Source organism: Paenibacillus sp. RC21 (assembly GCF_044907935.1).
Classification (GTDB): Bacteria; Bacillota; Bacilli; order Paenibacillales; family Paenibacillaceae; genus Paenibacillus; species Paenibacillus terrae_A.
Genome location: NZ_JBIYCS010000010.1, coordinates 44,858 through 70,593 on the forward strand (window position 1 = coordinate 44,858; position 25,736 = coordinate 70,593).

Sequence of the window (25,736 nt, forward strand, 5' to 3'; positions counted from 1 at the left end):
GATGAACAGCAAGCTAATTTAATGGCTTGCTGTTCATCCCTTTTGCGTGTAAAGCAGTTTTACATGCTGCTGTGTGTCGCTCTCATGCCTTGCTGACTGTTGTTACCGTAGTGTTGCATGTTACCGCTGCCTGCATGTTGCTGCCCAGTTGCACCCATGTGTTGCGGAAAGCTTTGATTCATGTGGCTTCCCATACCATAGGAGGACGGTTGCATACTACGGGAGGCGTAGTTATCGCCAAAGCCGGGTTGAGTCATTTGGCTGCTGGAGCGGATGGTGTTTTCCAACTGACTACACAATTGAATGACTTGCTGGCATTGCTGCACAGCTTGTTGATGGTGCTGGATTGCGGTTTGGATCATTTGAGCTGCATTACGTTCACGTTGCACCAGATCCTCTAGATTGGATGCATTTTGTTGCTCCTGTTGCAGTAACTGCTGATACATGGCAGTTCCTTGCTGTGTTTGTTGTACCAATTGCTGCATAATTTGTTCACATTGACGAAGCTGCTGTTGTGGAGCCATGGTGTTGTTGTACATTGTCATCAATCTCCTTCACCGGATGGTTTTGGGTTCCAGACCCTCATATATTGTGGCGAAGGAAGACGATGATTATACGCGGATTTTGGTTACAAACTGGCTACCAGAATAGCCGTAAATTCCTCTAGGAATACACGATCTTCGTGGTCAAAGCGGGCTTTTAGCGGGCTGTCAATGTCCAGCACTCCCAGCAGTTCCCCGTTCTTGATGAGGGGGATGACGATTTCGCTGTTGGAAGCCGCGTCACAGGCGATATGGCCCGGGAACGCATGGACATCTTCTACGACAAGGGTCCGTCGCTCTACTGCGGCTGTACCGCATACACCGCGTCCCAGCGGAATTCGTATACACGCAGGCTGGCCCTGAAATGGACCGAGTACAAGCTCGGTTCCATCATAGAGATAGAAGCCGCTCCAGTTAATATCCGGCAGAAAATGACCAAGCAATGCAGAAGCGTTCGCCAGGTTTGCAATAGTATTGGGTTCATCATGAATGAGTGCCCGGAGTTGTCCAAGAACCGATTCAAATTGTTCGTGACGTGTGCCTTCGTAAGGGATAGCCTGAAACATGTAGTCCACGCTCCTATCAGTGAATTTTTTACCATTATCTGTTGTATATGTGGGCAGAAAAAGGTAATTCTGCAAGCTACTTTTACCATTGGTTAATTAATTTAAGATATAACGATTGTATATATTCAGTCAAGAGGAAAATACATCTGTAACCTTTTCAGCGACCTTAGTACTCTAATCTTTGTACAGCGTAATTTCAGGAGAAGAACAAGAGTTGTCAGGTATGAAAAAGGTACATAGTTCAATCAGCTCAGGAGTGGTGGCCAGTCTGATTCTGACGGTAGTCGTACATTTTATGAAAAGTGGATCGCCTTCGCTGCTTGGTTTCTACAATTCAAAAGGGTTGCCACTCATTTGTTTCCGGCTTGTTTCCTATGGGTAAAAACAATATAACGATGTTGGCTTAAGCCGGGAAGGAGCTACAACCATGCATGCAGATGTTCAAAATTTGTTTATCCGAATCCAGATGCTTTCCTATGCACATCAAAACGATTTGACGGTGAGAGATATTCAACCTGTACTCGAAGAACGCGGATACCGCGTAGGGGAACGCGAGGTTAAGCAGGAGCTGGAAAACCTGACGCTGGAAAATTTCTTGGCTCCGCATGACGATATGTTCAGCATTACCGGTGCAGGGATCGAGGAATTGAAGGAAATTCAGTCGATGCTGGGCGTATTGTACAAGGATGTTGTGCAGAAACCGGCCCGTGCCGCTTCCCGCGCCTCCTCCTAAAGTGGCATTGGAATGCAGAGTATAGTCAACATTCATGTCTGCCTAACTACTTGGAAATGAGCGACTCAAAACATACCCTCCTGTCTCATGGATGCCGGATCGGCGCATTTGTGGAGCAGGGGGGGGGTTTGCGTTTGTTGGAGGGGTATGCTTAAATGTAGCGTATATTTATTGTCACTTTGATGCTGGAAGGATGATTGAACATGTGTGCATATGCATGTAAGGGGCATATACCACCTCTGGAAAGCCCGCGTCTTCGGCTGCGAAAGATGGAAACCGGGGATGCGGCCACGATGTTTGCCTGTTGGTCTGACCCGGAGGTTCACCGTTATATGAACCTTACGGGGATGTCCGGGCGTGAGGATGCAGAGGATATGATCGAGCTGTTGAATGAGCTGGCACAGACGGAGGATGCGTTGCGCTGGGGCATAGAGCTGAAGGAGAACGGGAAGCTGATCGGCAGCTGTGGCTTTAATTATTGGCAGACCGAGGGAGCCTATAAAGCCGAAATCGGCTACGAGCTGGCTAAGCCCTATTGGAGAAAGGGCTATATGTCGGAGGCGCTGCGGCTGGTGCTGTCTTTCGGGTATGACACGATTCGGCTGAATCGGATGGAAGCGCTGGTGGACCCGCGAAATACAGGATCGCAAGCCCTGTTGTCCTCTATGGGCTGGACGCAGGAAGGGCTGTTACGGCAAGTGCAGCATACGTCTACAGGCTTTAAGGATATGCTGATGTACTCCTTGCTGCATGAAGAATGGCTCAGACTGGAGGCGAAGCGAAATGCTGTTTCAGTATAACGGAGGGTCGTCGCCGCTGCACAGGCTGGGGCCATTAAGTAAGTTGATCCTGGTGGGATGCTTTAGCCTGCTGTCGATGGCATGGGATTCAACACTGCATGAAGCTGCGCTGCTGGTTGTACTGATCGCTGCGGCTTGGTTTGGGGCAGGCTTAACGTTGGCACGCCAGCTTCGGGCTATGTCATTTCTGATTGGTTTGGGCATTCCGTATTTTATATTGTCTATTCTGGCGATTCGGGAAGGACATATCGTGGCAGCTTTGGGGCCGATCTGGATTACAGCGGAAGGGCTCGATATCGCAGGGGCGTTGACGCTGCGCATTTTTGTGCTGTTTTTGGCCTCGTATATTTATTTATCAACAACAGATCCCCGAGATTTTGTACAGGCTTTGAATCTGCGTTTGCGTGTCCCTTATCGGTTTGCGTTCGGTATTTCGGTGGCGCTGACGTTTCTCCCCTTATTGGAAGAGGAAGGACGTACCATAATGGCGGCACGGCGTGTACGTGGACAGGAACCGCCGCGTGGGCTGCGGAATCGGCTATCCTGGTGGGGCGGGTATGTCGGTGCTATGCTGGTGAATGCCGTGAGGCGAGTTCAGCAGACGGCGCTGGCGATGGAGGGCAAAGGCTTTGGAGCATATGCAGACCGGACTTATCTTCGCATGTTGGATCGTCGTCGTTCCGGCTATGTATGTGCTGTGGTTGCTGTATTAGGTACTGCTGTTTTATGGTGGAGCTTATAGGGAGCAGCCTCTTTTTTCGCCCTTATTGTCAACTCGTATAATAAATTATGGTTGACAATAAGGGCATGTGTGAATACATTTAGAAAGTGGTAATTTATATTTGGAGAGGAGATAGGGAATTACATATGAAGGAATCTCGTATTTTTGCAAGATTTACGACGCTGGATATTGTACTGATGGCGATGCTGGCAACGTTGAATGGAGTCATGACCGTTTATTTGTCGATGATTAACAAAACATTAAACAGTCTGGGAGGGCCTATCGCGACTTCCTCCATTGTCGGGCTGTACATGATATATGGTTTGCTGGCCTATTATATTATTCGTAAGCCGGGTACGGCGGTAATTGCTTATTCATTCGGTGCAGTGGTGCAGTCCTTTATGGGCTCAGTCTACGGAATCGCTTCTATTATCGCGGCTGCGGTCTGCTATATGATTGCCGCTGAACTGGTATTTGCTGTACTGCGCCATCGACGCTGGAATGCCGTTTCGTTGATGCTGGCAGGCGGGGCTATGGTTCCGTTGTGGTTTATCGTGGCAGCCAATATGTTCGGCTATATGCATTGGGGCTGGAAGGTACTGACGATTACACTGGTCGTGCGCATCCTGAGCGGCATTGTATTGTGCGGTCTGCTGACCAAGATGTTGGGCGATGCGTTGAATCGGACAGGACTGTTAAAACGTTTTGAGTTGGGACGAGCTTCACGTGCGTAGCATTTGCCAAGAGCGAGGCCGTATTCTTCAAGAACAGGGATAGAGGGTATTTCGGTTATGAATGAATTTAGCGATTATGGTTCTAGATGTAAAATAGCCGTGTCCATGAAGGATTTTGGCTATCGGTATGATGGTCAGGCGGAACCCGCGATACAGGGCTTGACGCTGGACATTGCGGTGGGTGAGCATGTTGCGATTGTCGGGGCCAGCGGAAGTGGAAAGTCTACGCTGTGCCAGCTTCTCCATGGCGGATTGTCCCGTTCGGGTGAAGGTGAACGGACTGGGGGGCTGACCGTATACGGGATGGACCCGGACACGGCTGATCTGGCGGCTGTCGCCTCTACCGTCGGCGTCGTGCTTCAGGACCCGGATGCCCAGCTGGTGCAGGGAATCGTCGAAGACGAGATTGCCTTCGGGCCGGAGAACCTGCGCGTGCCTCCGGCGGAAATAGCGCAGCGCCTGACGGCTGCGCTGGAGGCCGTCGGCCTTGCCCCCGAGCGCGGCTCCTTCGTGCGCCGCCTCTCGGGAGGCCAGCGCCAACGCACCGCTATCGCTGCGGTGCTGGCGCTGGAAGCGCCGCTCGTCGTGTTCGACGACGCAGCGGCGCAACTGGACCCGCCGGCCCAAAGCGACTTCGCCCTGCTATGCCGGCGGCTCCATGCCGCAGGCCGGACGGTGGTCACCGTGTCCGGCCGCATGGACGATGCCGCGCGTGCAGCGCAGCGCGTCATCGTGCTGGAAGGCGGGGCTGTGCAGCTGCAAGGCCCGCCCGACAAGCTGCTGCGCGAGCATGGCGCGCAGTTGGCCGCCTTGGGGCTGCTGCCCTCTCCCGCAGGGAGGGGAGGCGTGCCTCAAGGGCCGGGGGCGAAGCCCGGCCTGCCGTTGTTGGAGGTGAAGGGGCTGACCTTCACCTATCCCGGCAGTAGCCGGGCAGCGTTGGCAGGCGTGAGCCTTGCCCTTGCACCCGGCGAACGAGCCGTGCTGCTGGGCGAGAACGGCTCCGGCAAAACAACGCTCGGCAAGCTGCTGATGGGCCTCCTGCCTGCACCCAAGGGGTGCATGTGGTGGGAGGGTCAGGATATGGCGAAGCTGCCGATCCACCAACTGGCCGCCGGGATCGGTTATGTGTTCCAGCAGCCGGAGCATCAGTTTGCGGCTGCAACGGTGTGGGACGAATGCTTGTACAACGTCCGCGTCAAGCTTGGATTACGGGCTGGCGAGCCGATTCCTGCTGCGTATGAGGAACGGGCGCAGCGATTGCTGACAGCCGCCCGACTGGATCACAGGCTGAATGCCTCTCCGTACCTGCTGAGTGGCGGTGAAAAAAGGCTCTTAAGCGTAGCTGCGCAGTTCATTCTGCCCAAAAAGCTTTACATTTTGGATGAGCCTACTGCCGGAACGGATTATGAAGGAGCGAACATCCTGCTTCGCATGTGCGTTGAACAAGCGGACCAGGGAGCAGCCTTTCTGATCATCACCCACGATATGCAGTTCGCTGAAAGCTTTGCCAGTCATGTTCTGTGCATGGAAGAGGGTCGACTTTATAAAATGGAAAATAGTGAGATTTATCATACGATTACAGTTGACAAAATTTAAGTATATGTAGACAATAATATATATACATCGTACAAAACAGGCGGCCTATATAGGCCGCCTGTTTACGATTATGCAGTGCGGGTAATACCAATCCTGTGCAGTCGAATTGTACAGGTGCAACACAGTTTATACAAGGAAAGGATTTGTGATTTGCTTGGGAAAAGATAAACCCATGAAGCGCGGGCTCGTGCTGACCGGTGTTCTGTTGGCCACCTTTCTGGCCGCGATTGAGGGAACCGTCATCGGTCCTGCCGGACCGACTATTGTTAGTGAACTGGGCAGCGTGAATTTGCTCAGCTGGATTTTTACGGCCTATTTGCTGACGATGGCTGTAACCACACCTATTTTCGGCAAGCTTAGCGATTTATTTGGCCGCAAACCGATTTTTCTGATCGGCTGTTCATTGTTTGTACTCGGTTCTTTGCTTTGTATGCTGGCTGGTAGTATGGAGCAGCTTATTTTGTACCGGGCTATTCAAGGGATTGGAGCGGGCGGCGTGATTCCCGTTACCTTTACCATTATCGGAGATATATACAAAATGGAGGAACGCGGAAAAGTTCAGGGAATGATCAGCTCGGTATGGGGGATTTCTTCCCTAATCGGGCCTTTGCTGGGCGGTTACGTGGTCACTTATTTTGGCTGGGAATGGATTTTCGGTTTTAACGTCCCTTTTGGACTGCTTGCAATGTTCTTCATCGCTCGTTACCTGCGGGAGCAGGTAGCCAAGCGCACCGCGCGCATCGACGTGCCGGGAGCTGTTACCTTTACCATTGGAATGACGGCCCTTTTGCTCGTATTGGCACTGGGCGGACAATATATCGGTTGGGCTTCTCCTGAATTGCTGGCCTTGGCTGCCGTTGCTATTTTATTCCTGATTCTGTTTTTGGTGATCGAAAAACGCGCTCAGGAACCGATGGTGCCACTAAAGCTGTTTCGGATACGGGATATCGCTTTTTCCTGTGCCGCAGCACTGCTGGTCAGTTCTCTGCTGATCGGGCTGACCAGCTACCTGCCGCTTTGGATTCAAGGAGTACACGGCGGAGATGCCGCTTCATCCGGTCTGGCACTGGCTCCAATGTCAGTAGGCTGGCTGTTTGGTTCCATGATCGGGGGACGCATTTTGCTGACTTTAGGTTCGCGTCGAACCTCATTAGTCGGACTGACCCTGATTGTATTGGGTGCCTTCGTGATGACCTTGATGGGCGAAATGGCACCGATCTGGCTGCTGTTCCTGTCCACATTATTGTATGGATTGGGCTTTGGCTTCTCCATGACCGTGTTTACGATTATTGCCCAGTCTTCGGTCGGGTTCCAGTTGCGTGGTGCATCTACAGCATTGAATACGTTCCTGCGCACACTGGGACAAACGATTGGTGTCGCAGCCTTCGGTTCATGGCTGAATTATCGCATTGCTGCCCAGACAGCAGACGGACAGCTTACACAGCAAGGGGTTACGCAGGAGGATATTAACGGCCTGCTTGCACCTCATGCCTCACAAAGTTTGAGTGACAAGACTGCTGGCTTGCTCCGTTCTGTGCTGGAAAACAGTCTGCATTCCCTGTTCATCATTATGGTTGTTATTGCAGTCATTAGCTGGTTTGTCGTCCTCGGACTTCGGAACCGTCCACCGGGTACGGAAGAAGAAGCAAGCAAGCCTGCAAAGGTGGCACAGGGAGGAACTGCATAGGAATAAAGGAATCGTAGATCGTTTCCTTGTTACATGTGGCGCTTGCCAACAGAATGTTTATTGCTTGTATAGCGGTATGGAAATACAGAATATATAGGGAAATAGCGGTAGCTTGGGACAGGGAAATAGCGTCCAGAGCTACTGCTATTTTTTTAATCGTCATTTCCTGATAGTTTAATAGGTTTAGTTTTTTTCTCACATAGATAAAGCAGAAAGTTCAGTTTATATAGTTGGGCTAATGAGCATCAGAGGTGTATTTTTTATGTCAGAAATACTGTATGTGAATAATTAAATAAGTAAATTAATGGTAGAATAGTCTTATTACACATGTATCTAATATTTTTCTCGAAAATTAAAGGGGCCCTAAAGTACCATTTTTCTGAATTCGTTTGCAAATGGATTTTTTGATGAATGTTTCTGAATGATTTTGAAGGAAAATGAAGCGACCTACCTAGCAAAATTGAATATGCAAAAAAAGCAAGGAACGAACTTATTTAAATGTAAATGAAATGAAAGAAATGGTATTTTCAGAAATTAAATAGGAAAATATGAGGATAGAGTTCGACGTGTCTCCTTCTTTTAGCCTTGAATAAAAGGGGATATCTAGTCTATATCAATCGTTAAGCATTAAATATAGAATGGCCCTACCAACATAAAAGTTGGGTATCTGATACAGGGAAGAATAATCAGAAAAGGGAGATGGCTTACTTGAAGTTTAATAAATGGTTCAGAAAAGCAACAACCGTAACAGTAGCAACTACCTTGCTGTTAGGAGGCGGCATTCAAGCTTTTGCGGAGGAAAATGACGGTGCTGATCTCAAGGAAGACAGCAGGTTTACTCAAATCACGCGTCATGATATGCTGAACATTTTCAATCAGCAAGGCAAAGAAAAATTCGAAGTTCCATCCTTTGATGCATCTATCATCAAGAATATTCCTTCGGCAAAAGGGCGCGACGCGTCGGGCAAGCTCATTGATCTGGATGTGTGGGATACTTGGCCGCTACAAAATGCCGATGGAACGATAGCTAATTACAAGGGGTACAATATTGTTTTTGGACTGGCAGGCGATCCTAAGAGAGCAGAGGATACGTTTATTTATCTGTTCTATCAAAAAGCAGGCAACACCTCGCTGGAAGGCTGGAAAAATGCCGGAAGAGTATTTAAGGATAACGATAAATTCCTTGCAAACGATCCGATCCTGAAAAATCAGGCGGAGGAATGGTCCGGTTCTGCTACTTTAACGTCGGATGGAGAAGTGCGTTTATTTTATACCAGCAGACAGCCTTATGAGCCGGAAAACAAACTGTACGGCAAGCAAACCTTGGCTACGGCCCAAGTCAATCTCTCTCAACCCGATGACGAAACCCTGAAAGTGAATGGTATAGAGGACCTCAAATCGATTTACGATGCTGGAGATGGGAATATTTACCAGAATGTCCTGCAAAGCGTGGGAGTAAACCTGGATAACCACACATTCAGAGACCCCCATTATATTGAGGATCAAGGGAAGAAATACATCATATTTGAAGCGAACACAGGTACAGAGACGGGCTACCAGGGAGAGGATTCCCTTTATAAATCTGCGTATTATGGCGGGAATAACAAATTTTTCACGGAAGAGCTACATAATCTGCAGCAAAGTCCCAAGAAAAACGGGGCCGAAGTGGCGAACGGTGCTTTGGGAATCGTGGAATTAAATAATGACTATACGTTGAAAAAAGTTATGGACCCGCTAATTGCATCCAATCTGGTAACTGATGAGATTGAGCGGGCGAATGTTTTCAAAATGAATGGTTTGTGGTATTTGTTTACAAGCACCAGAGGTTCCAAAGTTACCGTTGATGCCATTGGAAGCGACGATATTTACATGCTAGGTTACGTATCGACTTCTTTGACAGGGCCTTATAAGCCCCTGAATGGAACCGGTCTCGTTCTTCACCAAAATCTGGATCGTGATGATATTACTTGGACGTATGCCCATTTTGCTATTCCGCAAGGCAAAGGAAATAACGTTGTAGTAACCAGCTATATGACAAACCGGGGGCTTTTCGCGGATCACAAATCCACTTTTGCGCCAAGCTTCCTGCTGAACATTAAAGGCTCCAAAACTTCTGTTGTGAAGAAAAGAATTCTGGAGCAAGGGCAAATCACGATTGACCCAACGGACGACAAGGAAGTTCCACCCTATGACTATGGGAAGAAGTAAGCAGGTATTCGCTTAAGCGAGAGAGTGCAGCAAAAAAAGAAAGTGAAGGAAAACTCGGTGCTCTATCGGCGTTTTTCTTCACTTAGAAAGTCCGGTGGGACGATATCGGGGACTGAGATTTGATTTACCGAGCCGTCCCATACCGGACAATACATATCGTGCAATGAGAGGATGGGATCCGACCATTCCCGCATGCTCGTCAGACTATCCAGACAAAGAGAGTGGGGAGGATCGTCAGGATGAAAAGCATAGCTTCTAAGAGCATTTGGATACGATCCATCATGGTCATCGTGGGCCTGAGTATATTAATAGCCATTGGCTGGAGCCTTTATCACCCGGCTAAAAGTGAAAGTCTAGAAACACAGAAGAGGCCAACCTACCGGGCATCCTATCATTTTACCGTTCCGGATAAGTGGAAGAATGATCCTCAACGACCCATTTATTTCGATGGAAAATATCATTATTACTATTTATATAATCGTGACTATCCCAAAAAGAACGGTACAGAATGGCGACATGCCACATCTACCGACCTGGTTCATTGGAAAGATGAAGGGGTGGCGATTCCCAAATATACTAACCCGAATGGAGATCCTTGGTCCGGTTCAGTCGTGATCGACGATAATAACACCGCAGGTTTTGGAAAAGGCACGCTGGTAGCCATTGTGACACAGCCCTCCGCAGATGGAGGAAAGCAGGAACAATTTTTGTGGTACAGTAAGGACAAAGGCAAGACGTTTACTTCTTACCGCAACAAGCCTGTGATGCCCAACCCCGGTACAAAGGACTTCAGAGATCCTAAAATCATCCGAGATATTCAACGTAATCAATGGGTGATGGTCATGGCGGAAGGAACAAAGATTGGCTTTTATGAGTCTGATAATTTAAAGGATTGGCGTTATACGAGCGGCTTTCAAACGGAAAATATCGGGCTTGTGGAATGTCCTGACCTTTACCAGATGCGGGCGGATGATGGAAGCTATCAATGGATTCTGGGCGTGAGCGCAAATAGCAAATCGACAGGTGGACCCAACACATATGCCTACTGGACGGGAGATTTTAATGGAGAAGCATTTCTCCTTGATCGCAGTGAGCCTGAGTGGCTGGATTATGGCTTTGACTGGTATGGTGCAGTTACGTTTGAGGATGGGAAAGACAAAGATAAATACAGTCACCGTTATGCGCTGGCCTGGATGAACAATTGGGATTATGCCCATAACACGCCTACCCTGAAGGAAGGCTTTAATGGAATGGATTCGATTGTTCGTCAAATTCGGCTGAAGCATACAGCAGATGCCGGATATCGCTTGGTTTCACAGCCGATAAAAGCTTTGGAGCAATTCCAAACTTCAAAGAAATCATTTGGACAGATCAAGGTAGAGGGTGCTCACCCGCTTCCGGCAGCAGGCGATGCTTATCAGTTAGAGGCGGATGTATCTTGGTCAATGATCAAAAATGCGGGATTCAGGCTTCGAGAGTCAGCGGACGGCAAGCGTCATGTGGATGTGGGTGTTTCGGTGGATGGGCAATACTCTTACGTAAATAGAGCCAACACCGGGCAGCCGGATCAGAGTGGAAAATATATAGAGAGCAGGGCACCTTTTGATGCCACTAAGAAAAACGTTCACCTGAAAATTCTCGTCGATAAAACCAGCATTGAAGTCTTTGTAGATGACGGAGAAGTAGCGTATTCCAGTTTAATATTCCCGCGATTAGAGGATCAGGGAATTACTCTTTTTACCGATGGCTGCCCGGCTATTTTTAACAATGTAGTGATCAAGCATTTTAATCGTTAGCGGGTACTTATGCTGCTCGTAAGATTGGGCATATTTCGCTCTATTCAGGTATATAGAAAGTCCACCCATGAATATAAGGGTGGACTTTTCTGGTGTAAATCTAATTTTCGTTTAGCACAGCAATAAGATTGTTCGTTTATTCACAAACGATCATTTGCTAAAACTACTATTCATTCTATTTGTGATAGGGTGACAGGTTGTCAGCGCTACGGCCCAGCTTTTTGAGCAAACCGATAAGCTGATCTCTTTCGGTTTCGCTGATTCCGCTAAAAGCACGTTCAATCTGACGTGTATAGTCAGGGTAAATTTCGTCCATGACGCGTTGTCCTTCGTCCGTCAATTCCGCATATATAATCCGGCGATCCTGGTCGCACGGGTGACGGTGCAAATAACCGCGGCTTTCCAGCTTGTCGATAACATAGGTGACATTTCCGCTTTGCAGTAACAGCTTTGCTCCAATTTGCTGGATTGGCTGCGCTCCCTTGTGATACAAAACTTCCATTACGGCGAAGGCCGTTGGGTTGAAGCCCACCGTTTTGATGCCAGCAACCGCATGCTCATTTACACTTTTGAATGACTTGCCAAACACGCTATACAAATGCATGGATTGCTGTGTCACCAGTGTCCGGTAATCTATCATCTTCATTCCGCCTTTATGTATGGATTTGGGCATCCTTTGACCGCTCGGCTTGGATGACCGGGCAACCATACCCTTGTTACTAGCATAAAGGGATTTACGTAATGAGAACATGCGATTTGTCACAGTAGCTGCTTTTTTAACTATTTAATTTCAAAGCTTTAAAGTAAATTTTTGAAAAATAAAGGTTTTGAATGTAAAAATTCCGTCCCAGATGGTTATATTAAAAAATAACATATATTTTGGACCCAAAATAAGATACAACAGAGGAGATGAGGCACATGGAGACGGGCTCTTTCCGTTTTCAATTTCGTGATCCGCAGCAGGCCGTCCGAGCCTGTGAAACATTAAAAGAAATCGGGTACACCGCCAGCACAAACGGTGACACAGGTCTGAGTGTTCATATTGAGAATCAGGATGTACTATCTGCACTGGAGATTTGCCAAGCCTATGAGGGCAGCATGCTTGAGGCTGGGAACCACACTTCCGAATCGGGTGCCATTCCTGGCTTGCAAGGAAGTGTGTGGGTGCCAAATCCGGGCTATCGTTCGGAGGATTGGATTATTCCCGCGCACATCATCAACGAAGATTGGAGCGAAGCGTATAAGAACGGTTCCTCCCAAACGAACAGCAAGAAGACAAGGGAGCACAACGTCAGCTCCGATCATCAACCCGAAGACGATGTAGACGGCTTTTCTGGCAGCGTTCACATCTGACTTTACATGAATGAGCGAAATGACCGACCAAGTGGTTGCTTCTGATTTGTTAATTGTGGCTAAAAGTTGAATCCAAAACTATGCCCTTGCGTGTGAGTACCATGAATTAAATCTAAAAAGGAGCTCTAATTCCGTGCACAAAAGGATTAGAGCTTTTTTTAATGACAGGTTATAAAAATAATTTTTTTCACAGAATAATTGGGCTTGACACTTTTTATGAAAGCGCTTATATTTATCTCGTAAACAATACGTTATATAACGTTATATAAAAAGGAGAGATGAAAATGAATGTACATCAGACAGTTCAGACGATTTTTGAACAAATGAGTGGAGAGATTTCCGAGGTTTATTTGGTAGCCTGCGGGGGGTCATTAGTCGATATGTATCCTTCAAAATATTTTCTTGATAGTGAAGCAAAGAAGCTGGTAGCCGGGATGTATACGGCGAATGAATTTGTGCATGCGCTGCCAAAACGGCTAGGTCAAAACTCAGTAGTCATCGTTTGCTCTCACGGAGGAAATACACCAGAATCGGTAGCGGCTGCTAAATCAGCTAAAGAGAAAGGTGCTTACACGATCGGCTTAACCCACAACAGTGAAGCGACACTGCTCAACTACTCTGATTATGTTTTCCTCTATGAATGGGGAGAAGAGAGTGATGTAAAAAATAACCCTATGGCCATTATTATGGAGCTTACTGTTGAATTGCTTCATATCACTGAAGGCTACGCACATTACCAATCTTTCCAGAACGGACTGGGGGCAATCAACGGGATTATAAACCGGGCCAAAAAGCAAGTTGAACCACGTGCTAGTGTATTTGCCGACAAGTATCGCAATGAGGAACTCTTCTATATCCTGACCAGCGGAGCTTCTTATGGACATGCCTACGGATTTGCGATCTGCTCTCTGATGGAAATGCAATGGCTTCATGCGGCCTCAATCCACTCCGGTGAGTTTTTCCACGGCCCGTTTGAAGTTACAGATAAGGAAACTCCATTTATTCTGATGATCAATGAAGGACGCACACGGGCATTGGATGAGCGGGCGCGGACTTTCCTGAACCAATATGCCGAGAAAGTGGAAGTGATCGATGCGAAGGAGCTTGGAATCGGAACAATTCCTGACGAGGTCGTAGAGTTTTTTAATCCGGTTTTATTTTACAGCATTGTATGTGTGTATCGTGAAGCACTCGCTAATGTACGCAATCATCCACTGGAAACTCGCCGTTATATGGGCAAGGTAGCTTACTAAGCGCACTTACCAACAGGAGGAAACCATCATGAAAGTTCTAGGCATTGGCGATAATGTGGTAGATAAATATGTTCATTTGCGCATGATGTACCCTGGCGGCAATGCGCTTAATTTCAGTGTGTTTGCCAAAAGGGCGGGAGTAGATGCTGCCTTTATAGGAGTATTTGGGGACGATAACGAAGGACGACATGTAGAACACATCCTCCGTGAGCTAGACATTGACATCTCACGGTGCAGGTATCACAGCGGGGAGAACGGCTGTGCACGTGTAACATTGGAAGAGGGAGACAGAGTCTTTCTGGATAGCAATGAGGGAGGGGTTACCCGCCTCCATCCACTGGAACTGAGCGAAGAGGATAAGGCTTATCTTCGCGGGTTCGATCTTATTCACACCGGCTTGTACAGTCATACGGGACATTTGCTGCCTGAATTGGAGGCGTTGGAAATTCCTCTTTCCTTTGACTTCTCGGATGATTTTACAGATACACAGGTGGAACAATATATTACGCATGCTAATTTTGCTTTTTTCTCTTGTAGCCATATGACAGACGAAGAGACACAAAATTATATCCGCTCTAAACGAAAAAAAGAAGGACAAATACTGGTTGCTACACGCGGTGGAGACAGATCTGTTGCATATGATGGAACAAGGTTTTATTTCCAAATGCCTGAATCCGTTGACGCAGTGGATACAATGGGGGCAGGGGACTCGTATATTACTGCCTTTTTACTGAGCTTTTTGAAAAACGGCGCCATTCAGGACGCTATGGCCGAAGGCTCAAGGGTTGCCGCTCAGAGCTGTCTGGTAGAAGGCTCTTTCGGATACGGCGTTCGTTATTAATCATTTTCAAATATCTTCACTTGTAAAAATATGTAACATTTGATACTCTTAGTGGGAGTGATATAACGTTATATGACAAGTGAGGGTATCGTATGCTGAATTCAGAACAGGCAGAGCCATTATATATTCAATTACAAAAAGCGGTCAAAACCGCTATTCATAATGGAACATTCACACAGGGAGGTCGTATACCGACCGAAACGGAGCTAAGCGAGACCTATAATGTAAGTCGAATTACCGTAAGAAAGGCAATTGCCGAATTGGTTCGTGAAGGTTATCTGACCAAACGTCAAGGGAAAGGCACCTTTGTTAATGTACCCAAGATCGGTCGGAAGATTGAACATGTAATCAGCTTTACGGCTGCCTGCAAATCCAATGGGCTCTCTTCACACAGTGTGGTCACAGAACGTGAAATCCTGGAAGCAGATGAGGAAATTGCACCTCAGCTGCAGCTGCAGCAAGGAGAAAAAGTGCTATATATTCAGCGCAAAAGATACGCCGGTGATCAACCGCTCATGCTGGAGAATAATTTTTATCCTTATGACCGATTTGCTTTTCTAATGGACGAGCAGCTGGAGGGGTCTGTGTACGAACTGCTGCGTGATAAATACAGCATCGATCCTAATCAACCGGGAGAGACGATATTACAAATCTCTTTGGCGGATGAATACCAGGCAAAGCTGCTGGAGACGGCCATCGGGCAAGCATTGTTCTACATGCATACGATTATTTATGATCAGCATGGAAGCCCCGTTCATGTAGGTAAGCAGTACATCATCGGAGACCGTTATCAATTCTCAATATAAATCCGTCGCCTGTAATGCAAGGCTGTTCAGGTACGGCGCAGCTTCTGCTTCCATCCAGTGGGGAGAAGCAGAACCAATATTATAACGTTATATTACGTTATAATATTGGTGAATAAATAATGAAGGTGGTGAAAATATGCAACGGAAGAATGATGCACTGGCGGACAAGGTCCTGCTGTCAAATGCTATTTTTAATGGCTTGGAAGATGAAGCTTCACCTGGGTTTATTGCACTGCGAGGAGACCGTATTGCAGCAGTGGGACGTCCCGAAGAAGCACAAGCTTGGATAGGAGTGGAAACGGTTGTCTATGATTTGGGTGATGCCTTTGTTATGCCAGGAGTTCATGACAACCATGTATTTTTTACCGGATATATGTCGATGCATCGGGGCGTGGATCTGACTCATACAGCCTCGATAGAAGAAGCAGTAAAGTTAATGCTACAGGAGGCAAGTAACCTTCCGTCAGGAAAAGATGTAAACGCTTACGGATGGAGCGAGGAAAATTGGGGCAGCCTGCCTGAGCAAAGCTTGTTGGACGAGTTGTTTCCCGAGCGGGCGGTCATCGCTATTAATCTAAATAAAAGCTACTGCTGGATGAACCGATTGGCTCAGGATAAATATCAATTTTCGCCGGATCAATGCAGTGCTGAAGCACGCGTTTTGCTTAACCAGGCTATGATGCAGGACCACAGCCTTGTTAAGCAAGAGTTTATGGAGTTTAGCCGGATGCTGGCCGCACGGGGAGTTACTTCTATAAAAGATATTGGCTTTGACAGACATAGCGAGTTGCTACCTATTGTCAAAGAACTGCAAGATGAGGATGAACTGCTGCTCAGATTTCATTTTGCGCTTGAACCAGTCGTTGAACCGCTGGATATTTCCACGGGCACCCAATATAAAGCCCTTTATAATGGAGACCTTATTCGTTTCCAAGGATACAAGCTGATGCTTGACGGTGTCGTAGCAGATCATACGGGAGACATGCTGGAACCCTACGCAGATATGCCCGGAGTAACGACGCTGAGGCCCGTTGATTACAACAAGATTGAAGAATCTGTGCTGGAAGCCGACAGTCAAGGGATCAAATGCTGCTTGACCGCGGAAGGCGATGCAGCAATTCGTCAAGCGGTATCCATGATTATTAAATGCCGTGACCGACAAGGTAATAACCATATCAGGCATTCTATTAGTGATATTGAATACCCTCATCCAGATGATCTGATCAGAATGGGTGAAAACGAAATTTTTGCCGAAGTCTACGCCCAAATCCTGCTACTGAATCCTACCTATGAAGAGGCTTATATGTCTGTTGTAGCAGGCAAAGGGAATGAACACCGCTTTTATAATTATAAATCCATGCTGGAAGCTAATGTGCCGATAACGATTGGGACTGATCTGCCCTTATTTATAACCAGTGTTCCCGATTCACTGTACTCAGCTTCTCACCGGTTATTTCCGGACGGTTCGCCTGCTGGAGGCTGGTATTCTGATCGGGGGATGCCGCCATCTGAAGTTTTAAAGGCATGGACCATCAATGGAGCCAGACATTGTTATATGGAAGAGGATACAGGTACGCTGGAGGCCGGGAAATATGCGGACATTGCTGTTTTTGACCGTAACCTCCTGAATGCATCTGCTGGTGATATCAGGGATGCCCAAGTGATACTGACCATCATGGGAGGGAAGGTTACTTATAACCATTCTTGGAATGAGGGATAAACATGAACATCGAGAAGAAGAAATGGAAATTATCCTTGCCCCATAGCTATACATTAATATTTTTGATTATTATCACAGTCGCCGCATTGACATGGATTGTGCCGAGCGGACAATTTGAGCGTCATGAAGTGACAGTGAACGGTGTGACCAAAACGGCGATTGTTTCGGGAACTTATCATACTGTACCCAAAACTGGTGAAAAGGGTGATTTAAGGCAGGGACTCCCCCAAATTCTCGCTGCTCCAATCGAGGGGATTATCAATGCCGCTGATGTCGTCTCCTTTGTGCTTATTGTGGGTGGTGCCTTCGGAATTATTTTGCAGACAGGAGCCATCGATCGTGCCTTGACAGTTCTTGCTGGACGGCTGAAACATAAGGGGATACTGCTTATTCCCATTGCCATGGTCATTTTCAGTCTCGGAGGCTCCACCTTTGGGATGAGTGAAGAAATTATTCCGCTGTATGCAATTTTTATTCCATTGATGTTTGCCCTCGGCTTCGATTCTATGACGGCTATCCTTATTCTATTTTTGGGAACGCAGATAGGATATGTGGGTTCGACTGTAAACCCATTTTCAGTTCTGATTGCTCAGGGGATAGCAGGAGTGGATGGTAATCCTCAGCTCTGGCTGAGATTTATTGAATGGCTTGTATTTACTGCGATTTCTATTGCCTTTACGATGTGGTATGCGCACCGGGTTAAGCGAAATCCGGAAAAATCCATAGTGTTTCAGAGTGATATTATAAACCGCGAGCAATTTATAAAAGAAAACACAGGTGAGAACGTCGTCTTCACGTTTCGGGACAAATTAATTATAGGCGGATTTATTGTAACGCTTGGAGCGATTGTCTGGGGAATTTTGGCCAAAGGCTGGTATATGACTGAAATCGGCGCCCTTTTCTTCGCACTCGGTATTTTTGTCGGGATAGTTACCAAAATGAGCCAGAAGGAAATAGCTGAGAATTTTGTAAAAGGGTGTGGAGAATTTATCTACGCTGCAGTGATCATAGGTCTCGCCCGCGGAATTCTGATTATCGCCGAGCAGGGTATGATCATCGATACCGTATTGAATTCACTCGCAAGCAGCCTGGAAGGATTGCCAAGTTACTTGTTCACTACCATTATGTTGGTTGCACATAATATTATTACTTTCCTGGTCCCATCTTCTTCGGGGGAAGCTGCACTAACCATGCCTGTACTTGCACCGCTTGGCGATCTTGTAGGCATTAATCGTGAAGCAGTAGTCACAGCGTACCAATTCGGTAACGGGTTAACCAATCTCATTTCACCGACGGGTGGCGTACTGCTGGCAGGATTGGCCATTGCCCGGATCAGCTTTGGACAGTGGCTAAAGGTAATCTTCAAGCTATTCCCGATTCTGTGGCTAGTTGCTGTTATTTTTGCTGCTATTTCGGCAGCGGTGGGTATTTAATAAATCAAGTGAGAGCCCCTGTCTTTTAGAGACAAGGGTTTCTTTTTGTGCATAAGTTTACGTGGAAAATGAATAATATGGATAGCATTTTCCTAAGGAGGAAATAAAATTGATGCATGCTGATAATAGATTACTCATTGCTGCTCTAGGCGGTGTTAATGAAATCGGGAAAAACATGTATTTCATCCAATACGATCAGGATATTGTCGTTATCGATTGTGGCTCCAAGTTTCCTGATGAGAACTTGCCTGGTATTGACCTCATTGTGCCAGATTTCACCTATTTACTGGAAAATAAAGATAAAGTCAAAGCGCTCATCGTGACTCATGGGCATGAGGATCACATCGGAGGTATTCCTTATTTACTGAAACAGATCAACATTCCCGTTTATGGGACAAAGCTCACCATCGAATTGATTAAGATAAAGCTAAAGGAGCATAACCTTTTACGTGATGCCGAGCTTCATCTTATAGATGCGAATTCAATCGTTCAAGCTGGCACGATCCAGGCCTCCTTTTTTACCACCGTCCACAGCATCCCTGATTGCTTGGGAGTCTTTTTTCAGACACCGGAAGGAAATGTGGTTCATACCGGGGATTTCAAATTCGATATGTCTCCCGTGAGCGGACCCTTTCCGGATCTTCATCGAATGGCCGAAATTGGAAAACAGGGAGTTAAAGTGCTTCTTTCCGAAAGTACCAATGCTGAAAGACCGGGATTTACTCCTTCAGAACGTTTGGTTGGCGGGCATATTCTGGATGCGTTTGCTAGGGCAAAACAACAAGTATTTATTTCCACGTTCGCTTCCAATGTTAACCGTGTCCAGCAAGTCATTGACGCGGCTGTGGAAACGGGTCGCAAACTGGTTTTGCTCGGCCGGAGCATGATAAATGTTGTGTCTGTGGCTAAGGAGCTAGGCTTTTTGAGCATGCCCGAAGATCTGTTGATTGAGGCGGAGGAAACAGAGAAGTTTCCTGCAGAAAAAATCGCAGTTTTATGTACCGGGAGTCAGGGAGAGCCGATGGCTGCACTGTCCCGGCTAGCCAATTCGATGCATCGAAAAATTGAAATTTTGCCCGGGGATACCGTAATCATTGCCGCAGGAGCTATACCGGGGAATGAGCGGAATCTTGCCCAAGTGATTGACAACCTATACGTGCTGGGCGCCCAAGTCATTTATGGATCAGGTAGCTCAACAGGGATGCATGTATCCGGTCATGGCAGCCAGGAAGAGCTGAAATTAATGTTGACCCTGATGAAACCTCAGTATTTGATTCCCGTGCATGGTGAATTCCGAATGCTGTATCAGCATCGTCTGTTAGCGGAATCTGTAGGGATTCCGAATGAAAATGTGTTTATTGTTCATAACGGTGACACCATTCAGATTGAAGAAGGAAGGGCATCCCTGGGGCCCAAAGTACCATCTGGCAACAGTCTAGTAGATGGGCTGATGACAGGTGATGTGGGTAATATTGTGCTACGAGACCGGAAAAAACTTTCTTCAGACGGAATGCTGATTATTGTTACGACTTTGAGCAAAAATGAGAAGCATATGCTCGCAATGCCAGAGGTCATTTCAAGGGGCTTTGTGTTTGTTAAGGATTCTGAAGTCCTCATGAACCAAATCCGCGAGACAATCATGTCAACAGTGAACGAGTTAACAGAAATCGAAATGAGTCAGTGGGGTCTGATTAAGCAGATGTTAAAGGACAATGTTGGCCGATTTATTTACAGTCAGACCAAGAGAAGACCCATGATTTTACCTATCATTATTGAGATTTAGGAAACTGGCATGGATTTTGTTCATTACGCCATTAACCAAAAAAAGACTTGAATCAGTAACACCACTGATTTAAGTCTTTTTTCATCTCCTTTTCCTACCTCCCCCAAAAAACGAGGATGCGGTGGCGGTATGCAGCGAAGCGGAGGATTTGAATCTGAAGAAGCAACAGCGATCGTAAGATCAAAGCCTACGCGCAGCGTCTCCACACTCCTACAGCATTTCGTTTAAAGCCGCCTGTGTTCCCGCCGTATGCCCCGTGGTAAACGCCGCCGTAATATTATAGCCGCCCGTGTACCCGTGAATATCCAAAATCTCACCGCAGAAAAACAATCCCGGCATCAGCTTGGACTCCATCGTTTTCGGATTGATTTCCTTCAAATTCACACCGCCTCCGGTAACGAACGCCTCCTTCAGAGAGAGCGTACCGTTCACGCGGATCGGAAATGCCTTGATTCGATGGGCTAGCTCCTGCCATTGCTGCTTCGGAATATGATCATACGTCAAATCCTCACGCAGCTCGGTTTGCTGGAGCAGCAGCGGAATCAGGCGCTCCGGCAAATAAGGCTTGAGCACATTTTTAATTGCTTTTTTGGCATCGGCTGCCGCCAGCTCCAGTGTTTCGCGGTAGACTTCATCAGCATGCTTGTGAGGCTGCAAATCCAGAGTCAGCAGTACCGTGCTGGTCTTGTCCTTTTTCATTCCTTTTACGACAAACTGACTGCATCGCAAGGCGGAGGGGCCCGACAGGCCAAAGTGTGTAAAAATCATGTCTCCCTCGTGGACGACGACCTTTTTTTGCTTCGCATTCCACACGGTCAGGCTGATGTTGCGCAAGGATAGCCCCTGTAGCTCCTTCGTCTGGATAAACGTCTCACCTGACGTTAATGGAACCTCCGTTGGATACAGCTCGGTGATCGTATGTCCTGCTTGCTCGGCCCATGCGTAGCCGTCACCTTCCGAGCCTGTATGCGGAACAGATTTGCCACCGACCGCAACAATAACATTGCAGCTGCGAAGGGTTTCCCCGGAACGCAGTCTTACCCCCGCAGTATGGCCTTCTTTGTAAAGAACCTCCTGTACGGGGCAACCCGTCCGAATGTCCACTCCTTGAGAACGAACCTTGTTGACCAAGGCATCGACAACTGTTTTGGCCTTATCCGTCACCGGAAACATACGCCCGTTGTCTTCTTCCTTTAAGGCTATGCCCAGTTGTTCAAAAAAGGCGATAATATCCCGGTTGCCAAAAGCCGCCAGCGCACTGTGCAGAAAACGTCCATTGCCGGGGATGTGCCGGATCAACTCGTCCAGCTCTTTTGCATTCGTGACGTTGCAGCGCCCTCCACCGGAAATACCCAGCTTTCGTCCGAGCTTATTTCCTTTTTCGAGTAAAAGCACCTTGGCGCCCTCACCGCTGGCTGCCGCAGCGGCCATTAATCCGGCTGAGCCGCCTCCAATTACAATAACGTCGTATGTCATGAACCTCTTCCTTTTTGTTGAAAAATTTTTCGAAAACTCAAAATGGGGTAACAGGATTTTCATCATATCGTAATACCGTTACCTCAGATACACATTATCGCTGTATTTCTGTATAAAGATATACCCTATCACAAGCTTGAGTATTCAATTGTATTTGCTCTAGAGTGCAATATATAGATGAACCAAAATATCTCTGTCCATATATGGATAGTAGCAGTCATCATCTCTATTTTTCACGAAAATACGTAAAGACGTCAACTTCCTATCAATCTGTGTTTCGCAGATTTTGTCGTTCTATACCGGGATTTTAACACATATATTGTAATATATTGTAGCCTGTGCTTTAATTCAACTAACGGCGTCAAGGAAAGATGATGAGGGGGAGAAGTCCTTGTTAATTGCGTTGAAGGAAAGTGTGCTTCAAGTTCTCCTTGCCGTGATGTCGGCGGGTTTTTTCTCTATATTAACGGATTATGGGGATAAGAAAAAGGTTTGGGGTGGCAATCTGCTTTCCGGATCTAATCAAAGGATCCTTTTTTGGTGTTGCTTGCCAGCCATATTGCTATGTTCGCTCTTTCAATATCAGTCTCCTTATGGCCTACCTTCCAATCTGGGGATTATCCCTCTCGCTGTTGGCATCATGTACGGCAGACGGCGCACCGCATTTATTCTTGCCGCTTCTGCGCTGGTCAGTGTTCTGATTATAGCCCAGTCTACGGCAATGTCGCCAATGTATGTGGGTACGGGTTTTATTCTTTTTCCTTTTATGCTGCTGTACGTCAAGTTCTTTCAAAGAGGAACATTGTTGGACAAAAAACTTCTTATTTCTGCCTATGTTGCGGCTGATATGCTGTTAAAGGCGTTATTCCCGCTATTGTGGGGCAAACAGGATGTTTGGGTATATGTTCCTGATCTCCTTACGACACTTTGGAACATTGCAGCAGGTGTGCTGGCAAGCTTTTTGGTCGTCAGTCTGATGCAAAATGCCTTCGAGAAGCTGGCGTTGCGGCGGGATGTGACCGAGTTTACGAGCAAATATTTAATTGAAGCCGATAAGCTGCGTCAAGTTATGGATCTGATGCCGTTAGCTCTAGTCACTCTGGACAGCGAAGAACGGGTTATACATATGAACAAAACGATGCTGGAACTCTATCGGGACGTCGATCCGTTTATTACGCTCCCTGAGGTGGTGGGGCGTCCTTTGACATCGCTGTTGGGTTTTAACACTGTACCAGTGGTCAATGAGCGGGTTGCGAGGGCCCTTGAAGGAGAGGCGGGTGCTGATTTTATAAATGTGCCTCCCAAAGTGTTTTTCTCAAGCTTCCTTCCCATTCGTGATAAACATGTAAGCAAAACGACAGGTGTCATTATCGCCTTGCAGGACATTACAGAGCTGGAGACACTGCGCAGCGAGTTGGGCAATTTCGAGAGGCTTAGTCTGGTCGGACAGATGGCGGCGGGCATTACTCATGAAATACGCAATCCGATGGCGGTTGTGCGAGGATTTTTACAGCTCATGCGCGAAAAGAGTCCCGACTCCCTCGGTCACTACTACCGTATTGTGATGGAGGAGCTGGACCGGGCGAATGGAATTATTAACGATTTTCTGTCACTTGCCCAGAACCGAATTGTCGAGAAGGAACAATGCCATCTGCATGATATTATCCGTGAACTCACTCCTCTGCTGTGGGCAGATGCCAATCTGAGAGGACAGACGATCGAGCTGAAGCTGGAGGATCATGTCGCAATGCTGCATTTGAACTCTAAGGAAATGAAGCAATTGCTGCTCAATCTGTCGCGTAATGCGATGGAGGCTATGGGGGATAAAGGTGTGCTGACGATTTCAACGCATGAAGAGGGCGATTTTGTGGAGCTGGAAGTGAAGGACACGGGTCCCGGTATTCCGCAAAATCAGCTTGAAAAGCTGTTCCAGCCTTTTTACACGACCAAAACGAAAGGTACAGGTCTGGGCCTGGCATTATGCCAAAGTATTGTAGAGCGTCATCACGGTACGATTGCCGTAGATTCGGTGGAGGGAATGGGAACGCAGTTTAAAGTTCGATTGCGCAGAACCATTCCAACTCACAGGGATCATTCTGAATCACCTTCCATGAATTCCATACAGAAATAATTGTACAAATATATGTCTGGATTTTTGCAAATTGCGTGAAAAAGATTGTATAATAAAGATTAGACGTCCATGTCTTTAACACGGCAGAGGCTGAAATTAAGCAACGTAATATACATGATTTTTCGAAAAGGAGTGAACGAATATGTCGATGTCTTTTGATCAATATATGAGAGATTCTGTTCAGCCGATGCGCGAAGAACTGACAAGTCTCGGAATTCAGGAGCTGCGTACTCCGGAAGATGTGGAGGCCAAGCTGCCTGATGCCAAAGGTACAGTGCTGGTCGTTGTGAACTCGGTATGCGGTTGTGCCGCAGGTCAATGCCGTCCGGGTGTAGCCGAAGCGCTGAAGCATGATATTACACCGGATCATCTGTACACGGTTTTTGCTGGTCAGGATAAGGAAGCAACGGCGAAGGCACGCGAATTTTTCGCACCGTATCCGCCATCTTCTCCTTCGATCGCGCTGTTGAAGGACGGCGAACTGGTTCACTTCATCGAGCGTCATCAGGTGGAGGATCGTTCGGCAGATCAAATCGCTGCTGATTTGACCAGTGCATTTGACCGTTTTTGCCGGTAAAACAGCTCAAGCTAGGCCCCGCATTTTTCGCTTGCGAAACTTGCCGGGGCTTTTGCATGTTGGCTTATGAAGGAAATTCCTAAAAAAGAGGTGCTTATCTGATGAGTTTGCAGGAACAGATTATTGCTGAATTGGGAGTACAACCTACCATTAACGTAGAGGCTGAGGTCCGCAAGCGTGTGGATTTCCTCAAGACGTATGTCACGAAAACGGGAAGCAAGGGTCTGCTGATCGCCATCAGTGGCGGGATCGACAGTGCCGTAGCGGCTGCCTTGTGCAAACAGGCTACGGATGAGCTGACGCAGGAGCAAGGCGAAGAGTACAAAACGCTTGGAGTATTTCAGCCGTATGGCAAGCAGGAAGATATCGAGCACAGCTACGCGGTAGCCAAAGCGTTTGACCTGAAATATGCTGGGGAAACGAACATTCAGGAAGCGGTGGACAAGGTTGCCGTGGAAGTAGAGCATTCGTTGAAGGATATCGGTCTTGAGCGTTCCATTACTCCGCAAGTGAGAGGGAATGTGAAGGCGAGAACACGTATGGTGGTTCAGTACGCGCTTGCGAATGAGCTGAATCTGCTCGTTGTGGGTACGGATCATGCCTCGGAAGCCATCACAGGCTTTTATACCAAATGGGGCGATGGTGCCGTTGATATTACGCCGCTCAGCACGCTGAACAAACGTCAGGTGCGTTTGCTGGCCAGTTATCTGGGAGTTCCGCAGGCCATTCTGGACAAAGCCCCTACAGCGGGATTGTGGGAAGGCCAGACGGATGAAAAAGAACTGGGTATCTCTTACGAAGCGAACAGCGACTATCTGGAAGGCAAGGAAATTGATCCGGCGGCACGTGAAAAGCTGGAAAGCTTCTTTACACGCACAGCGCATAAGCGGACAAGCATCCCAGGCATTTAAGCAGCGAACAATTATGGAATTGTAAAATAATAATGCGGCGATCCGCCCGGCGGATCGCCGTTTGTATTA

At 47.3% G+C, this 25,736-nt stretch carries 23 protein-coding genes; 19 read left to right on the forward strand and 4 right to left on the reverse strand.

Annotated features, from left to right (window positions below):
- Positions 1–59 precede the first annotated feature (59 nt).
- Positions 60–539, reverse strand: coding sequence for a hypothetical protein (locus tag ABIA61_RS23590; RefSeq protein ID WP_283654614.1), 480 nt, complete (start codon positions 537–539; stop codon positions 60–62).
- An 89-nt stretch (positions 540–628) separates the two neighbouring features.
- Positions 629–1,108, reverse strand: a complete 480-nt coding sequence (locus ABIA61_RS23595; RefSeq protein WP_134911241.1) for a GAF domain-containing protein — start codon at positions 1,106–1,108, stop codon at positions 629–631.
- 181 nt (positions 1,109–1,289) lie between these two features.
- Here ABIA61_RS23595 and ABIA61_RS23600 point away from each other — a divergent pair, with 181 nt between their 5' ends.
- The 9 genes from ABIA61_RS23600 to ABIA61_RS23640 all read left to right on the forward strand — a co-directional run bounded on the left by ABIA61_RS23600 (position 1,290) and on the right by ABIA61_RS23640 (position 11,383).
- Positions 1,290–1,490 (forward strand): hypothetical protein, encoded by a 201-nt coding sequence (locus ABIA61_RS23600; RefSeq protein ID WP_404581332.1) that lies wholly within the window; start codon positions 1,290–1,292, stop codon positions 1,488–1,490.
- A gap of 45 nt (positions 1,491–1,535) precedes the next feature.
- A complete protein-coding gene (locus ABIA61_RS23605) occupies positions 1,536–1,841 on the forward strand; it encodes a hypothetical protein (RefSeq protein ID WP_404581333.1) in 306 nt (101 codons plus the stop codon).
- Positions 1,842–2,044: 203 nt separating this feature from the next.
- Positions 2,045–2,641, forward strand: coding sequence for a GNAT family N-acetyltransferase (locus tag ABIA61_RS23610; protein WP_404519703.1), 597 nt, complete (start codon positions 2,045–2,047; stop codon positions 2,639–2,641).
- The gene (locus ABIA61_RS23615) at positions 2,625–3,383 is read left to right on the forward strand and encodes an energy-coupling factor transporter transmembrane component T family protein (protein WP_283654618.1); all 759 of its coding nucleotides are present in this window, start codon (positions 2,625–2,627) and stop codon (positions 3,381–3,383) included. The genes ABIA61_RS23610 and ABIA61_RS23615 overlap by 17 nt, the downstream gene beginning before the upstream one ends.
- A 125-nt stretch (positions 3,384–3,508) precedes the next feature.
- Positions 3,509–4,096, forward strand: coding sequence for an ECF transporter S component (locus ABIA61_RS23620; protein ID WP_283654619.1), 588 nt, complete (start codon positions 3,509–3,511; stop codon positions 4,094–4,096).
- A 57-nt stretch (positions 4,097–4,153) separates the two neighbouring features.
- Entirely contained in the window at positions 4,154–5,692 is a 1,539-nt protein-coding gene (locus tag ABIA61_RS23625; protein ID WP_404519702.1) for an ABC transporter ATP-binding protein, read from the forward strand.
- Positions 5,693–5,864: 172 nt separating this feature from the next.
- Complete coding sequence (locus tag ABIA61_RS23630) at positions 5,865–7,379, forward strand: MDR family MFS transporter (RefSeq protein ID WP_404581334.1); 1,515 nt, start codon at positions 5,865–5,867, stop codon at positions 7,377–7,379.
- 708 nt (positions 7,380–8,087) lie between these two features.
- Complete coding sequence (locus ABIA61_RS23635) at positions 8,088–9,587, forward strand: glycoside hydrolase family 68 protein (protein ID WP_404581336.1); 1,500 nt, start codon at positions 8,088–8,090, stop codon at positions 9,585–9,587.
- A 239-nt stretch (positions 9,588–9,826) separates the two neighbouring features.
- Positions 9,827–11,383: a glycoside hydrolase family 32 protein gene (locus ABIA61_RS23640; protein WP_283654622.1), complete on the forward strand. Its 1,557-nt coding sequence runs from the start codon at positions 9,827–9,829 to the stop codon at positions 11,381–11,383.
- A 175-nt stretch (positions 11,384–11,558) separates the two neighbouring features.
- Here the strand turns inward: ABIA61_RS23640 and ABIA61_RS23645 are convergent, their stop codons facing one another.
- Positions 11,559–12,023 carry a MarR family winged helix-turn-helix transcriptional regulator gene (locus ABIA61_RS23645; protein ID WP_014279758.1) on the reverse strand — a complete coding sequence of 155 codons (465 nt, stop codon included), beginning with the start codon at positions 12,021–12,023 and terminating at the stop codon, positions 11,559–11,561.
- Between the two features lie 278 nt (positions 12,024–12,301).
- Here ABIA61_RS23645 and ABIA61_RS23650 point away from each other — a divergent pair, with 278 nt between their 5' ends.
- The 7 genes from ABIA61_RS23650 (at position 12,302) to ABIA61_RS23680 (ending at position 20,572) form a co-directional block, all read left to right on the forward strand.
- Entirely contained in the window at positions 12,302–12,736 is a 435-nt protein-coding gene (locus ABIA61_RS23650) for a hypothetical protein (protein WP_283654623.1), read from the forward strand.
- Positions 12,737–13,020: 284 nt separating this feature from the next.
- Positions 13,021–13,989: an SIS domain-containing protein gene (locus tag ABIA61_RS23655; protein WP_283654624.1), complete on the forward strand. Its 969-nt coding sequence runs from the start codon at positions 13,021–13,023 to the stop codon at positions 13,987–13,989.
- A 28-nt stretch (positions 13,990–14,017) separates the two neighbouring features.
- Complete coding sequence (locus tag ABIA61_RS23660) at positions 14,018–14,830, forward strand: fructoselysine 6-kinase (RefSeq protein ID WP_283654625.1); 813 nt, start codon at positions 14,018–14,020, stop codon at positions 14,828–14,830.
- Positions 14,831–14,922: 92 nt separating this feature from the next.
- A complete protein-coding gene (locus ABIA61_RS23665) occupies positions 14,923–15,636 on the forward strand; it encodes a GntR family transcriptional regulator (RefSeq protein WP_283654626.1) in 714 nt (237 codons plus the stop codon).
- Positions 15,637–15,772: 136 nt separating this feature from the next.
- Positions 15,773–17,356 carry an amidohydrolase gene (locus tag ABIA61_RS23670; RefSeq protein ID WP_283654627.1) on the forward strand — a complete coding sequence of 528 codons (1,584 nt, stop codon included), beginning with the start codon at positions 15,773–15,775 and terminating at the stop codon, positions 17,354–17,356.
- Between the two features lie 2 nt (positions 17,357–17,358).
- Positions 17,359–18,789 carry a YfcC family protein gene (locus ABIA61_RS23675; protein WP_283654628.1) on the forward strand — a complete coding sequence of 477 codons (1,431 nt, stop codon included), beginning with the start codon at positions 17,359–17,361 and terminating at the stop codon, positions 18,787–18,789.
- Between the two features lie 112 nt (positions 18,790–18,901).
- Positions 18,902–20,572, forward strand: coding sequence for a ribonuclease J (locus ABIA61_RS23680; RefSeq protein ID WP_283656187.1), 1,671 nt, complete (start codon positions 18,902–18,904; stop codon positions 20,570–20,572).
- A 210-nt stretch (positions 20,573–20,782) separates the two neighbouring features.
- Here the strand turns inward: ABIA61_RS23680 and ABIA61_RS23685 are convergent, their stop codons facing one another.
- A complete protein-coding gene (locus ABIA61_RS23685) occupies positions 20,783–22,048 on the reverse strand; it encodes a BaiN/RdsA family NAD(P)/FAD-dependent oxidoreductase (RefSeq protein WP_283654629.1) in 1,266 nt (421 codons plus the stop codon).
- 391 nt (positions 22,049–22,439) lie between these two features.
- Between ABIA61_RS23685 and ABIA61_RS23690 the strand changes: the two genes are divergently transcribed.
- From ABIA61_RS23690 to nadE, 3 genes are all read left to right on the forward strand, one after another.
- Positions 22,440–24,179 carry a two-component system sensor histidine kinase NtrB gene (locus ABIA61_RS23690; RefSeq protein WP_283654630.1) on the forward strand — a complete coding sequence of 580 codons (1,740 nt, stop codon included), beginning with the start codon at positions 22,440–22,442 and terminating at the stop codon, positions 24,177–24,179.
- Positions 24,180–24,321: 142 nt separating this feature from the next.
- Positions 24,322–24,756 carry a BrxA/BrxB family bacilliredoxin gene (locus tag ABIA61_RS23695; protein WP_044646128.1) on the forward strand — a complete coding sequence of 145 codons (435 nt, stop codon included), beginning with the start codon at positions 24,322–24,324 and terminating at the stop codon, positions 24,754–24,756.
- A 101-nt stretch (positions 24,757–24,857) separates the two neighbouring features.
- Positions 24,858–25,667: an ammonia-dependent NAD(+) synthetase gene (gene nadE, locus ABIA61_RS23700; protein ID WP_044646127.1), complete on the forward strand. Its 810-nt coding sequence runs from the start codon at positions 24,858–24,860 to the stop codon at positions 25,665–25,667.
- The last annotated feature ends 69 nt before the right edge of the window (positions 25,668–25,736 follow it).